Annotated in this window: 11 protein-coding genes; 4 read left to right on the top strand and 7 right to left on the bottom strand. The window is 63.7% G+C overall.

The window, feature by feature from the left end; all coding sequences use genetic code 11:
- Nucleotides 1-2: 2 nt before the first annotated feature.
- Both ACN9MZ_RS08430 and ACN9MZ_RS08425 read right to left on the bottom strand, forming a co-directional pair.
- Nucleotides 3-1,358: a glycoside hydrolase family 88/105 protein gene (locus tag ACN9MZ_RS08430; RefSeq protein WP_426341738.1), complete on the bottom strand. Its 1,356-nt coding sequence runs from the start codon at nt 1,356-1,358 to the stop codon at nt 3-5.
- Between the two features lie 20 nt (nt 1,359-1,378).
- Complete coding sequence (locus ACN9MZ_RS08425; RefSeq protein WP_426341737.1) at nt 1,379-3,685, bottom strand: DUF6250 domain-containing protein; 2,307 nt, start codon at nt 3,683-3,685, stop codon at nt 1,379-1,381.
- Nucleotides 3,686-3,811: 126 nt separating this feature from the next.
- On the opposite strand from ACN9MZ_RS08425, the gene ACN9MZ_RS08420 reads away from it, so the two are divergent.
- Nucleotides 3,812-5,152: a hypothetical protein gene (locus ACN9MZ_RS08420; RefSeq protein WP_426341736.1), complete on the top strand. Its 1,341-nt coding sequence runs from the start codon at nt 3,812-3,814 to the stop codon at nt 5,150-5,152.
- Between the two features lie 14 nt (nt 5,153-5,166).
- Here ACN9MZ_RS08420 and ACN9MZ_RS08415 read toward each other — a convergent pair whose 3' ends face one another.
- Nucleotides 5,167-5,790: a 3-keto-disaccharide hydrolase gene (locus tag ACN9MZ_RS08415; protein ID WP_426341735.1), complete on the bottom strand. Its 624-nt coding sequence runs from the start codon at nt 5,788-5,790 to the stop codon at nt 5,167-5,169.
- A 14-nt stretch (nt 5,791-5,804) separates the two neighbouring features.
- On the opposite strand from ACN9MZ_RS08415, the gene ACN9MZ_RS08410 reads away from it, so the two are divergent.
- On the top strand, nt 5,805-6,710 hold the full coding sequence (locus tag ACN9MZ_RS08410) for an alpha/beta hydrolase (protein WP_426341734.1): 906 nt from the start codon (nt 5,805-5,807) through the stop codon (nt 6,708-6,710).
- On the opposite strand, the gene ACN9MZ_RS08405 is transcribed toward ACN9MZ_RS08410, so the two are convergent.
- Genes ACN9MZ_RS08405 through ACN9MZ_RS08390 form a run of 4 tightly spaced genes read right to left on the bottom strand, consistent with a single transcriptional unit; the run spans nt 6,698 to nt 11,865 of the window.
- Nucleotides 6,698-7,015, bottom strand: coding sequence for an L-rhamnose mutarotase (locus ACN9MZ_RS08405; RefSeq protein WP_426341733.1), 318 nt, complete (start codon nt 7,013-7,015; stop codon nt 6,698-6,700). The two genes, ACN9MZ_RS08410 and ACN9MZ_RS08405, sit on opposite strands and share 13 nt — an antisense overlap.
- Nucleotides 7,012-8,448: a glycoside hydrolase family 28 protein gene (locus tag ACN9MZ_RS08400; protein WP_426341732.1), complete on the bottom strand. Its 1,437-nt coding sequence runs from the start codon at nt 8,446-8,448 to the stop codon at nt 7,012-7,014. Before ACN9MZ_RS08400 ends, ACN9MZ_RS08405 begins: the two co-directional genes overlap by 4 nt.
- A gap of 3 nt (nt 8,449-8,451) precedes the next feature.
- Entirely contained in the window at nt 8,452-9,744 is a 1,293-nt protein-coding gene (gene rhaI, locus ACN9MZ_RS08395; RefSeq protein WP_426342878.1) for an L-rhamnose catabolism isomerase, read from the bottom strand.
- 21 nt (nt 9,745-9,765) lie between these two features.
- Entirely contained in the window at nt 9,766-11,865 is a 2,100-nt protein-coding gene (locus ACN9MZ_RS08390; protein ID WP_426341731.1) for a bifunctional rhamnulose-1-phosphate aldolase/short-chain dehydrogenase, read from the bottom strand.
- 277 nt (nt 11,866-12,142) lie between these two features.
- On the opposite strand from ACN9MZ_RS08390, the gene ACN9MZ_RS08385 reads away from it, so the two are divergent.
- Nucleotides 12,143-13,009: a DeoR/GlpR family DNA-binding transcription regulator gene (locus ACN9MZ_RS08385; RefSeq protein ID WP_426341730.1), complete on the top strand. Its 867-nt coding sequence runs from the start codon at nt 12,143-12,145 to the stop codon at nt 13,007-13,009.
- Between the two features lie 38 nt (nt 13,010-13,047).
- Nucleotides 13,048-14,013, top strand: a complete 966-nt coding sequence (rhaS, locus tag ACN9MZ_RS08380) for a rhamnose ABC transporter substrate-binding protein (protein WP_426342877.1) — start codon at nt 13,048-13,050, stop codon at nt 14,011-14,013.
- The last annotated feature ends 2 nt before the right edge of the window (nt 14,014-14,015 follow it).

Raw genomic sequence — 14,015 nt, 5'->3', positions numbered from 1 at the left:
GCTTACTTGCGGGTGACCAGCTGCAGCGAGCTGTCGTTGATTTCGAACTTGTGCGATTTCAGCATGTTGATGACTTCCGCACCGGCCAGCAGCACCGGCCCATACCCGTGAGCAGCGAACACATTGATCGGGCGGTAATAATAAAAGGCAGGATCGAATCCCATGCCGGTACCGACGCAAGTGCCCTCCACCTGACCCTTGGCGTTGACTTTGGTGGCGACAGCATTCCAGGCCAGCATGACGGCCGGAGCGTAGGCCATGCGGTCGACATAGCCCTTGTTGATGGCACGCGCCATCGAATAGGCGTAGATGGCGGTGGCGGAGGTTTCGAGATAGCTGTCCGGGCGGTCCAGCAGCTGGTGCCAGAAGCCGGTGCCATCCTGGTATGACGCCAGGCCCTTGACGTGCGCGCGCAATTGCTTGAGTACCGCCTCGCGGCCCGGATGGTCTTCCGGCAGAACGTCCAGCACTTCCACCATCGTCATCACCGCCCAGCCGTTGGCGCGGGCCCAGTGAAATTCCGGATGTACTTCCATGCCTTGCACCCAGCCGTGCATGTAGATGCCCTTCTGGGGATTGAACATGCGCTGCGAAAACTGCAGGATCTGCTTGACCGACTCGTCGAAGTATTTGCGCTCGCCGGTCAGCTTGCCCAGTTGTGCCCAGGCCGGCACGCCCATGAACATATCGTCCAGCCAAAGGGTATCTGGCTGCGGGCGCAAACGTGCGAGCGTGCCGTCGGCCAGGCGATGCTCCTTGCTGCCGATGAAATTACGGCAGGAATCGAGCAGCGGCGTTACATCGGCTTGCAGGCCGTTGCGCTTGGCCTTGACGAAGGCTGCGCACAGCGCCCCGATATCGTCCAGTGCGTGCGGTTCCAGCGTGCGCAGCACCGGGGACTTGGCTTGCGGATTAGCCTTCAGGCGCGCCAGGGTCGGCCTGGCCAGGTCGGCCAGCAGGGCCACGCGCTTATTGGTGTAATCCACGTAGCGCTGTTCGCCGGTGGCGGCGCCGGCTGCCAGCATGCCCGCGTAGGTGACGCCCCACTCGTAGCTGGTGAGCCGGTAATCGCCCTGGGCGAATACCGTATTGTCGTCGATCTTGCTGAAATCCCTGATCTCCTGCTTGGTGTTCTGGTCGATCACCTTGGCCGGGGTCACCGCGTCGAGGTAGGTGAAGACGCGGTCCAGCACTTTGCTCACGTCCGCCACGGTCGGCGCACCGTACGGGGTCGGGTAGTCCGGCTTCATCAGGTGCAGCGGCGCTGTCACGTCGTTGAGCGGAGCTTGCGGGGCAGCATACGCCGGCAACGCCAGCGCAACCAGGATAGCGGTCAGCAGGTGGTTCTTTCGGTTCATTCGTTTGTCTCTCGTTGTTATCACTTCAGCAGGTAAACCTTGAAATCGCGGATCTGCTGGTGCGAATGCGTGCTGCGGAAGCCGAAGTGGCCCTCGCGCAGCGGCTCGGCATCGCGCCAGTTGAAGTATTCTTCGCCGTCCACCGTCATGCGGGTGCAGCCATCGCGCACCGCAATCTCGATGGCATATTCCCTGTTCGGCTGCAGCAGGTGCGCGGCATCGTTGCGCTCCGCCAGCAAGACGCGTTCGCCCTTGCCGTCATATTTACGAAAACGTGTTGTGGTATTGCCGTTGCCGCCAATGCCAGCGTAGTAGAGTGACAGGTTGTCGTATTGCGCGAACGTGCCGTCGCGGGTAAATAGCTTGCGGTTGGCGGGATCGCTGGCCATCCAGAACTGGTTCATGTCGGACAGGCGGTCGTTCGTCCCACCGGCCATGACCACCTTGCGCTTGTAGCTGACCTGGATATCGCCCTTCAGCTTTGGCTTGAACCACAGCGTGGCGTCGCCCGGCAGGTCCATGACCAACCGGCCCTTGGCGGCGCCGATGCGAGCCGCCGGCGCCCCGGATGCGCCGCGCCTGTACTCCGCCTGCCACTGCGCCAGTCCCCTAGTGAAATCGTCGGCATACAGCAGCTTCCCGTGCTCGCCGGAAAAGGTGCAGACTTGCGGTTCCCGCTGGGAGAGCCAAGCGGCAACCGGATTTTCGGGCAAGGACTTCAGGGCCGCGACCACGCCTTCGGCATTGAAGCGCGCGCCGGCGTCATTGGTATGCGTACGGGCGTCGGAGAAGAAGGTATTGACCGCTGCAGCCCCCAGGCGCCGGTAGCCGTCGCTGACCGTCATGGTGAGGTCGGCGAACAATGCGCCTTCGCGCGCAGCGACTTCGCGGTCCCATTCGGCAAAATTGGCAAAGTCGCGTCCCTGCTCCCAGGCATCCCGGTGCGGCACAGGCGACAGCAGCACCACGCGCGCTCCGCGTGCCTTCGCGTCCTGCACGTAGCGCGACATATACCAGCCGAAGGCATGCACTTGTTCCTGGCTGCCGTCCGGGCGTGTATCGGTGACGGTTTCCGGACCGGTACCGGGGGCCGATGCCCTGTTCTTGTTGGCCGGGTCGCCGATGCGGCCGCCATCGTTGTGGCCGAACTGGATCAACAACACATCGCCGGTCTTCAACTGGCCCAGCACGCGCTCCCAGCGGCCTTCGGTGAAAAAGGTGCGGCTGCTGCGCCCACCTATCGCATGGTTCACGACGTTCACACGCGAAGTTTCGAAGTAAGGCGCGATGCGTTCACCCCAGCCGATGGCGCCGTTCTGGCCGCCGCTCCGGACGGTGGAGTCGCCCACGATGAAAATGCTGGGCAGGCGCGGATCGCGCGGCTGCTCGCCCTTGATCCTGGCGGCATCCACCACCGGACGCTCGTCCTCGGCGGCGGCGATGCTGTCCGCGCGCGGCGACAGCGCGGCAAGCAGCATCGGGAGCCGCAGCGCCTTGATGCCCGCCACCACGGTGCGCGCATTCAGTTCGGCGCCGGCAAGGTTGGTATGCACCCGCTCATCCGGCGTCACCTGCGGGAACAGCTTCGTCACCTCGTCGCGGCCCAGCGCATCGTACTGGCGCGCCACCTGTTCGTTCAGGTCGATGAAACCCACATTCTGCTGGCGCGCCACCGCCTCCGCCCAGCCGGCGTAATCGCCGCGGGCCCGCGCCACGCGGCCTTCCGCATCCCAGGCTTTGCGCGGGATCGGCGACGCCACCACCGGCGTCGCGCCGTGCTCGCGGATCGCGGCGATGTACATGCGCAGGTACCAGCCGTAGCTGCGCACCGTTTCGTGCTTGCCGGTCAACAGGTTGTCAATCTCCTGGCTTTCGTCACCAAATCCGCGGATGGTGCCGCGCGCACGCGAGGTATCGTTGATGGCCGAACTGTCGTTGTGCCCGAACTGCATGATTACCACGTCGCCCGGCTTGACCAGCGCCAGCGTGTTCGCCCAGTGACCGCTCGTCAGGTAGGTGCGGCTGCTCAAGCCGCCCACGGCGCGGTTCACCACATTCACCGTGGCAGGATCGAAATAGGCCGCAATCGGATTGCCCCAGCCCCACTGCCCTTGCGGTCCCTTGCCCTGGCCATCGTCGCGGCCATTGCGCACGGTAGAATCCCCGATCAGGATCAGCGACGGCAATGCCGGGTTGCCAGGTTCCGGCAGCGTAACCTGGGCCCGCGCGGGGTCGGTGTTGACGGCAGCGGGAGGCTGCTGTGCGCAACCCGCCAGCAGGAAGATATAGGCGGCGGCGCTGGCAAGCGCCTTCTGGAAGCTGTTCATGCGGCCAATTCTAAGCGAGCGCGTTTCGGCCAAAACGCCCCCGGTTTAAAGAATCAAGAAAATGAGCAATATGATCAAAAGAAAGCGCCGACAATCAAATTCCTTCAACAGGCGATGCAGACCAAGATGAAACGATTGACCACCTGCGCCATGCTGTGCGTGGCGTTTTTCCTCTCCACCACTGCGCAGGCGCAGATCGGCAAGCGCTTCGCTTCCGAGCGCAAGGTCGTCAAGGACCCGGTTACCGGCACCATGCTGACCTTCCTCACCAGCCAGCCGCATGGCGACGCCAAGATCTACCCGACGCACCCTCAATGGACGTCCGACGGGAAATGGCTGGTGTTCCGTTCCAACCGTGTGCGCGGCGAAGCGATGGCCGTCAACGAAGCGACCGGGGACCTGGTGCAGGTGACCGAAGGCGGCTACATTGGCATGCTTAACCTGGCCCGCAAGGCGATGAAGCTGTATTTCATGCGCAAGGACGGCACGCCGGGCCGGGTGCAGATCGTTGAAGTCGACCTGGGACGGGTCCTGGCCGACAGCCAGGCAGGCGCCATGCAGCCTGCAGCCAGCTACCAGCGCGTGGCAGGGATCACGCCCGCAGAGCTGGAGGCCGGCGGCGACATGGCCTTGGATGCGGACGAGGAATGGGTCTATTTCAGGGTCGGCAAAGAGGCTGCAGCCCCCCACCTGAAGCCAGGCACCAGGATCGAACCCAATTTCGGCCCGCGCAATATGGGCGCCGGGCCGAACGGCATCGCGCGCATGAACCTGCAGACGGGAGAAATCCGCCACGTAGTGTCGGTCCCCTTCCAGATCGGCCATATCCAGGCCAACCTGTGGCAGGCGGGCGAGATCGTCTTCTGCTGGGAGACCGGCGGCAAGTCGCCGCAGCGCACCTGGACCGTGCAGGCCGACGGCAGCGGCTTGCGCCCGCTGTATCCGGAAGCGCCGTATGAATGGGTAACGCACGAGGCGGTGATCGGCAAGGACGAGGTGGCGATGGCCATCATGGGCCATCGGCCCGTGGCGGGCGGCGGAGGCGGTGTCGCGGCGCCGGCCACCGGTGTGTATGGCGCAAATCCTGGCCAGGATGCCGGCTGGGGCAACAGCGGCACGCGCGAAAAACCAACCGGCCTTGCCATCGTCAACCTGCGCACCCGTGAAATGACCATCGCCGGCCAGACCCCTTCAGGCAGCGGCCTGTGGCACGTGCATGGCTCGCCCGACGGCCGCTTTGCCGTCGGCGACGATTTCAGCCGCAGCCTTTACCTGATCGACCGCCGTACGCGCGAGATGATCATGCTGACCACCGGCCACAAGGACACCGCCCAGGATCATCCCCATCCGACCTTCAATGCCGACGGCACGAAGATCGAGATCCAGTCGGCCATGCTGTCGGCCGACGGGCGCTCCATGAATATCGTGGTGGTGCCGGTGCCCGAGGAATGGCTGAAGCGGAAATGAGGCGTGGCGCCGCCTCAGTCGAGAGGCGTCACCGTCACCGCGCGCAGCTCGTACGGCGTGCCCTCCAGCTGGAAGCCGATGCGCCCCTCGCGTGGCGCCGCCCCGCTGATGCGGTTCTGCAGCACGCCGTTGACGGTCACTTCGATCACGCCGTCGCGGCTGACGATATCGGCGGCATTCCACTCCCCTGCCGGCTTTTCGCTGGATGGCGCAATATGCGCCTTGAGCGCCGGCTTGTCGCCGGTCAGCGGTTCGGCAAAGCTGGCGCCCGCCATCGGCAGCAGGTCGCCCACAGCGCCGAATTTGGTCTGGACCTGCTGGCTCAGTGGCCAGACGCGGTCCAGCGGGCCTTCGCTGATGTGCAGCAGCACGCCGCCATTGCCGGTCTTTCCCGGCCAGCGCCATTCCACGTGCAGCTTGTAGTTGCGGTAGCTGGCTTTCGTCGCCAGGAAGCCGAGCGGCGAACCGCTGGCCGCAATGACACCACCCGGCTGAACGCTGAATACACTATCGATTGCCGCCGCGGGCTCCGTGCGCAATTCCCATCCGCTGAAATCGCGGCCATTGAACATATCGGCTGCCGCCGCGCTGCCGGCCAGGGCCAGCGCCAAAGCCGCAACAAGAATTCGTCGATTCACCACCTGGACTCCCTATGAAGAAAACACTGCTGTTCCTGATCCTGACCGCCGGTGCGCTGCTCGCGCAAGCCGCCGAACTGCCATTGTGGCCCGAAGGCGTGCCGGGTGCACGCAATATCGGCGCCGAAGTGCGCAAGGACGGCTATATCTCCAATACCAGCGTGCCGACGCTGACCGTCGTTCCCGCCGCGATCGACCGCCCCAACGGCACCGCCGTCATCATCGCGCCGGGCGGGGGCTACGTGCGGCAGTCCGCCATGCGCGAAGGCTACCAATATGCCAACTGGCTCAGCACCCTCGGCGTCACCAGCTTCGTACTGAATTACCGGATGCAGGAGTTCGGCCACCCGGCCCCGCTGCAGGACGTGCTGCGCGCAGTCCGCCTAGTGCGCTCGCGCGCCGCCGAATTCGGCATCGACCCGAACCGCATCGGCGTCATGGGCAGTTCCGCCGGTAGCCACCTGGCGGCCAGCGCCGGCACCCTGTTCGACCATCCCGCCGGCCGCACCGGCGCAGCGCTCGACGCCGTCAGCGCGCGGCCCGACTTCCTGGTCCTGATGTACCCGGTGATCACGCTGGACGGCCCCGCCGCCCACCAGGGTTCGCGCAAAGCCTTGCTTGGCGCGGCACCGTCGCCGGACCTGATCGAGCTGATGTCGCTTGAGAAGCAGGTCACCCCGCGCACGCCGCCGACGCTGCTGATCCACACCCAGGCTGACCAGTCGGTGCCGGTCGAGAACAGCATCCTGTTCTACCAGGCCCTGACCCGCCACAAGGTGCCGGCTGAAATGTATTTGTTCGAACAGGGCTCGCACGGCATGGGCATGCGCGACAACCTTGGCACGGCTTCGGCCTGGCCAAGGCGCGCCGAAGAGTGGCTGCGCGCACGCGGCCTGCTGGCGACGCCTCAAGCGAAGTAGAACATCGGCTGCAGGGGCCATTCGCGGGGACGGTTGCCGGGCACCGTCTCCATCAGGTCCGCCATGTAATCCCACCATTTGCGCATGACCGGCTGCTGCGGCAGTGCATCGATGCTGTGATCCGGCCTGAGTTTGAGGACCGCAAACAGGTGCAGCGTCTCTTTGTCGAGGAAGATCGAATAGTCGTAGATGCCGGCCTCTCCCAGCGCCTGCGCCAGGTCCGGCCACAGTTCATCGTGGCGGCGGCGGTATTCTTCCACCATGCCGGGTTTCAGCTTCATGCGGAATGCTCGGGTCGTCGTCATGTCTTGTCCTGTTCCTCAAAACTCTTTTTTGATGGATCCGCCCTTGGCGCAGCCGGACGCACGATGAAACTCCCTTGCGGCAGGCCTTGCACACCGCGGGCGTCTTCCATTTCGATCGGCGCACCCAACTCGAGCCGGCTGTTGGTGATGCGCCAGCCGTCGATATCGTACAGATGGCCGCCCTTGGCAGCCTGGATTTCCAGCTTGTCGAGGGCAAAGCGCCGCAGCGGTGCTTCCTTGTAACCGCTGACCTCAAAGGCCGTGGCGGCGCCGGAGGCATTGATATTGCTGATCTCCACGTCGTGGAAATGCGCGATGCCTTTTTCGCGCGGCACGGGCGTCGCCAGCACTTTCCAGTACGGCGGCACGTCTTTCATCCCGGGCGGTATGGCGGCGTAACTGTAGCTGGGGTTCCAGTTCATCGTAATGCGCAGGACCACCGCAACGTCCTTCATCGTGAAGTCGTGCAGGCGCAGTTTTTCGCCGAAGCCGCCGCGTGTGTGGGCCGACTTGAACAGGATGCCGACCGGCACGGCGCGTTCCACGGTGATGTTATAGGCCTCCACATTGCGGAAGCCACCCGCAGTCTCGCTGCCGAACGTGATGCCGGCGGCGCCGTCGCGCACGATGGAATTGCGAATGATCACGTCTTCCGTCGGCCGCGCCACACGCTGGCCGTCCGAGTCGCGGCCAGCCTTCATGCAGAGTGCATCGTCGTTGACGGCGATAACAGCGTTCTGCACCAGCACCTTGCGCGACGAATCGATGTCGATGCCGTCCGTCGACGGCCCGCGCCCGCCCTCATTGTTACGGATGGTGACGCCGTCCACCGTCACGTTCTCCGAATAGCAGATATGCAGGGTCCAGAAGCCGGAACGGCGCAGAAGCAGGCCACCGCCCACCTTGACGTCCTTGCTGTTGAAGACCTGAACCAGGCGCGGGCGCCGGGCATCGTAATCCGACGCCCAGCGCAGGCCCTGAGGCTCATATTGCTTGCGCAGCGTCCAGTAGCTGTCCCAGAAAACCTTGCCGTCGCCATCGATCGTGCCCTCGCCTTCAATCGCCGCGCCCTTCTGCCCATAGACGTTGACCAGCGCGGCCGGCCAGCTCATTTCGATGCCGGCAATGCGGGTCGGCATGACGGGATAATCCTCGATGCGCTGGGACCCGAGCAAGGTCACGCCCTTGCCGATGTTCAGCGTGACGCCGGATTTGACGAAGATCGAGCCGGTCAGGTAAGTGCCGGGCCGGAAGCTGACGGTGCCGCCCCCCTTCGACGCGACAGCATCGATAGCGCGCTGGATGGCGACCGTGTCCAGCGTGACACCGTCGCCTTTCGCACCAAATTCAGCCACGGTGGCGGCACTTGCCACGTGCGCAGCGCCGCAGGCTTGGGCCAGGGCCAGCAGTACGGCGGCAAGGTAGCGCGGCACGCCTTAGACGATGCCGCTGCTGCTGGCGCCGGCCTTGGCCGGACGACGCACCGCCGCCTGTTCGCGATAGCCGGAAGCACGATATGCCGCGACCGGATCGATCGCGCCGCCGGAGCGCAGCCTTGCCATGGCCAGGATCGGGCTGACGTCCGTGCGGTAGGCTTGCTTCAGCGTCTGCGCCGACTGCAGCACATCGTTCGCTTCCTGGTAGCGGCGCAGGGCCGCACGGTCGACCAGGGCAGCCTGCACGAAGGCGCGCTGCACTTCGGCCGCGCTGTTCATCAGGCTTTCGATCGGATCGGTGACATTGTGCGACTGGTCCAGCATATAGGCGGGCTGCAACGCCGCATCGCGTTGCACTGCGTCGGCCAGCTCGTTGAACACCAGGAACAGCTGGAACGGGTTGATACTACCCGAATCCAGGTCGTCATCGCCGTACTTGCTGTCGTTGAAGTGGAATCCGCCCAGCTTGCCGAACTGCGCCAGCCGCGCCACGATCATTTCGATATTGGTATTGGGCGCGTGGTGTCCCAGGTCGACCAGGCACTTCGCCTTCTCACCCAATTGCTGTGCGCAGGCAAAGCTGGTACCCCAGTCGGCGATGGTGGTGGCGTAGAAGGCCGGCTCGAACAGCTTGTGCTCGATGAATACCAGCCAGTCCGCCGGCAGCGCACCGTAGATGTCGCGCATGCTGTCCAGGTAACGCTCCAGTGCCCCGCGCAGGTTATGCTGGCCCGGAAAGTTGGCGCCATCGCCCACCCATACCGTCAGCGCCTTCGAGCCCAGCGCCTTGCCAAGCTCAATGCATTCGATGTTGTGCGCAACGGCCTGCGCGCGCGCTTCGGCGCTTTGCGCAGTCAGGCTGCCGTACTTGTAGCTGTGCTGCTGGCCCGGCTGGTCCTGGAAGGTATTTGAGTTGACCGCATCGAAGCCCAGTCCGTACGACTCAGCCTGCTCGCGCAGCGCCTTGGGGTCGTCGGTACGGTCCCAGGGGAAATGCAGCGAAACAGTGGGCGTGGCGCGGGTGAGCTGGTGGATCACGCCGCAGTCTTCCATCTTCTCGAACACATTGCGCGGCTCCCCTTTGCCAGGGAAGCGCGCGAAGCGGGTGCCCCCGGTACCGACGCCCCAGCTGGGCAAGGCCACCGCAAAGGTTTGCGCCACGGCGGTGAGCTGCTCGATATCCACGCCGCGCCGCCCCAGCATGCCGCCCAGGGCTGAGTAATCCGCATCCAGCCCCGCCTGCACGGTGGCGTTATGTTCCGCCACCTGGTCCTGCTTGACTATTGCCGTCATCATGTCTCCTTGTTGCGCTGCTTATCGTGTGAAGGCTGCCGCGTTGCCGGCATCGACATTAAGCACGTTGCCGGTGCTCTTGCCAGCCTTGTCGCTGGCCAGGAAATACACCGCTTCCGCAATGTCTTCCGGCAGCACGCTGCGTTTCAGCATGCTGCGGTCGCGGTAGAAGGCCTCCACATCGTCCGCATCGATCTTGTTCGATTGTGCCCGTTCCTGCTTCCATTTTCCATCCCAGATGCGCGAGCCGCGGATCACCGCATCCGGGTTGACCACGTTGACGCGGATGCCGTGCGGCGCACCTTCCAGCGCCACGCAGCGTGCCAGGTGGATTTCCGCCGCCTTGGCGGTGCAGTAGGCCGACGCGCCGGCAGAAGCCACCAGGCCGTTCTTGCTGGCGACGAAGACCATGCTGCCGCCCAGCTTCTGCTGCTTCATGACACGGAAGGCGCCGCGGCTGACCAGGAAGTAGCCCTTGACCAGTATGTCCTGGTTGCGCTGCCAGATCTCCAGCGTGGTCTCCTCCAGCGGCGCCGACGACGCGATGCCGGCATTCGACACCAGCAGGTCCACGCCGCCGAAGCGCAGCGCCGATTCGCGCAGCACCGCCTCCACAGCCTGCTCGCTGGTCACGTCGGCCACGATGCTTGCCACGTTATCCTTGCCGGCCACCTTGGACAGCGCCTGATGCGCCTCTGCCAGCACCTCATTGTCGATATCGGTCAGCAGCACGCAAGCGCCTTCCTGCAGCAGCTGGCGTGCGACCGCCTGGCCGATGCCGCCGGCGCCGCCGGTCACCAGTGCGACGCGCCCGGCCAGCGATTTCGGCTTGGGCATGCGTTGCAGCTTTGCTTCTTCCAGCAGCCAGTATTCGATGTCGAAGGCCTCCTGCTCCGGCAGGCCGACGTAGCTGTCGACGCCATTTGCGCCGCGCATCACGTTGATCGCGTTGACATAGAACTCGCCGGCGATACGGGCGGTCGCCTTGTCCTTGGCGAAGGACAGCATGCCCACGCCGGGAATCAGGTAGATGATCGGGTTGGCGTCGCGCACCGCAGGGCTGTTGGAGCGCTTGCAGCGCTCATAGTAGGCCGTGTAGTCGGTGCGGTAGGCTTCCAGGCCGGCATCCAGTCCCGCCGACAGCGCCTCGAAATCCGGACGGGCAGGATCGAAGTCGATCACGAACGGACGGATCTTGGTACGCAGGAAGTGGTCCGGGCAGGACGTGCCCAGCGCAGCCAGCGGCTTCAGGTCGCGGCTGCAGACGAATTCCAGCACGGCGTCGCTGTCGTCGAAGTGGCCCAGCTTGAATTCGGTCTTGCTGATCTTGCCGCGCAGGATGGGCATCAGGCGCGCGGCCAGGTCGGCGCGCTCCTGCGCGGCCATCGGCGCGATCGACGCGCCTCCGAAAACCGGCTGCCGGACATTTGCCGCCAACCACTCCTCGGCGCGCTTGATGATGGCTAGCGTGGTTTCGTAGCATAACTTGGCGCTGTCGCCCCAGGTGAACAGGCCGTGACCTTCAAGGATGATGCCCTTCAGCCCCGGCTGGCTTTGCGACAGGGCCTCCAGTTTCAAGCCCAGGTCATAGCCCGGGCGCTGCCATGGCAGCCAGCCCAGTTCACCTTCGAAGATCTTCTGCGTCAGCGCCTCGCTGTTGGCGCAGGCTGCAATCGCAATCACGGAATCCGGGTGCATGTGGTCCACATGCTTGCGGTTGATGTAGGCATGCAGCGGCGTGTCGATCGATGCCGCGCGCGGGTTCAGGTTGAAGGTGCAGTGCGGCAGGTAACCTACCATCTCGTCTTCGTGCTCAAGGCCGCGATAGCGCTGCTTGAGCGCCTGCAGCTTGTCCATGTACAGGGTCGAGAAGCCGTTGATCTTGATGCTGCCCAGGTCACCGCCGGAACCTTTCACCCACAGCACTTCGACCTGGCTGCCGGTCAGTGGATCTTCCATCATCACCTTGGCCGAGGTGTTGCCGCCGCCGAAATTGGTGATGCGCAGGTCCGATCCGAGCAGGTTGGAACGGTACAGCAGCAGCTCCGGCTCGCTCATGGCGGCCGCCTTCGCATCGTCCCACAGCGATGCGATCGCCGCCTTCTGCCTTGAATCTTGCATTACTTTCTCCGTATTGGTTGGTTGATTTGCCTGCAAACCAGTAGAAATCAGGCGCCTGTGGAGTGTCAATGCGAAAGCACTCAACATGATGACCAAGAACGAAATAATCATATCGTTGATCGCATTTGGTTATCGTTCACAGCAAATCCCGAAATAATCAGCGAATTGATCATCGCTTGATTGACCTGTGCGGTCGGATTGATTAGCCTCGATTTAATAAAGTTGCCACCCGGCCCGGCTGCGGAACCGAGGGAAGGCACAAAACAAGGAGACGAAGATGGTGAATCACAAGCGCCGTAAACGTTTGCTCAAGCTGCTCGCGGAACATACGACAGCCAGCGTTCCGCAACTGGTCGAATGGCTTTGCGCCTCGCCTGCCACGGTGCGGCGCGACATCAGCTGGCTGGCCGCCCGCAACCTGCTGACGCGCACCAGGGGCGGCGCAGCCAACCTGCCGCAGAAGAAGCGCGGCTTCCCGCTCACGAGCGAAACCTTCCAGAACAACATCCAGTGCCATGCGGAGCGCAAGCGCGCCATTGCGCGGTATGCCGCCAGCATGTGCGGCGACGGTGAAACGATCATCATCAACGGCGGAACGACCACCTTCATGATGGCCGAGTTCCTGACCGACAAGCACCTGAAGATCCTGACCAATTCCTTCCTGATGGCGGAGCGCCTGCTGGTCTCCAGCGACAACGAAATCATCCTCCCGGGCGGAAAGGTGTATCGCGAGCAGAACGTAATCCTCAGCCCCTTCGACAACGACATCACGCAGCACCATTACGCGGCCAAGATGTTCATGAGCGTGTACGGCCTGTCCCTGCTTGGGCTGATGGAAGCCGATCCGCTGCTGATCCAGGCCGAGCAGCGCCTGATCAGCCAGGCCGAGGAACTGATCGTACTGGCCGACAGTTCCAAGTTCGCCAAGAAGGCGGGCCTGATCCTGTGCGGCCTGAATCGCGTTTCGACCGTCATTACCGACACCAATGCCTCCGACCACGCCGTGCAGCTGCTGGAGCAATCCGGCGTCCACGTCGTCACGGTGGCGCCGGAGGCCCTGCCGCAATCAATCAGCCCGGCCGCCTTCGCATCCAACTTCGACTTCCAGCCTGCAGCGCTTTACCACACGGAGACTTCGCATTGAAATCCAGGAGATTAGTCATCGCGGCCCTCGCCGCAGGCATGCTGGCGGCCGTCGCCGGCTGCACTCAAAAAGCGCCCGAGAAAGTCCGCATTGCGATGGTGGTCAAGAGCCTCGGCAACGGGTTCTTCGATGCCGCGCATGCCGGCGCCAACGAAGCCGCAGCACAGTTGAAGAACGTGGAGATTATCTACACCGGCCCCACCACGCCCAGCGCAGAAGGCCAGATCGAGATCATCAACTCTTTGATCAGCCAGAAGGTTAGCGCTATCGTGATCTCGGCCAACGACCCGAACGCGTTGGTGCCGATCGCCAAGAAGGCCATGCAACGCGGAATCAAGGTGATTTCCTTCGACAGCGGACTGGCAGAAGAAGGTCGCCAGATGCACCTCAATCCTTCCAACGCCCAACTGATCGGTCGCAAGCAGGTGCAGATGGCTTCCGACGCCATCGGCGGCGCGGGGGAAATCGCCATCCTGTCCGCATCGGCGCAGGCAACCAACCAGAACATCTGGATCAAGGTGATGAAGGACGAACTGGCCAAGCCGGAGTTTGCCAAACTCAAGCTGGTCGCCACCGTGTACGGCGATGACCAGTCCGATAAGAGCTACCGCGAAGCCATTGGCCTGTTGCGCAGCAATCCCCAACTGAAAGCCATTATCGCCCCGACCACCGTCGGCATCAACGCAGCCAGCAAGGCAGTAGTGGACGAAAAGCTGATCGGCAAGGTCTTTGTCACCGGCCTTGGCCTGCCATCGGAAATGGCAGGCCACGTCAAGAGCGGCGCAGTGCGCGAGTTCGCGATCTGGAACCCGATCGACCTGGGCTACGCGGCAACGTATGCGGCCTACGGCTTCATCAAGGGCGATCCGGGAGCCAAGGCTGGCGGCAGCATCAACGCCGGCCGCATGGGCGCGATTGCACTCGACGCGCACGGCGAGGCCGCCATGGCGCCGCCGTTCACCTACAACAAGGAGAACGTCGACCAGTTCTCCAGCATCTTCTGAGC

The organism is Pseudoduganella sp. S-14 (assembly GCF_049913285.1).
Taxonomy (GTDB): Bacteria; Pseudomonadota; Gammaproteobacteria; order Burkholderiales; family Burkholderiaceae_D; genus Rugamonas.
This window is presented reverse-complemented; position numbering and strand designations above follow the sequence as displayed.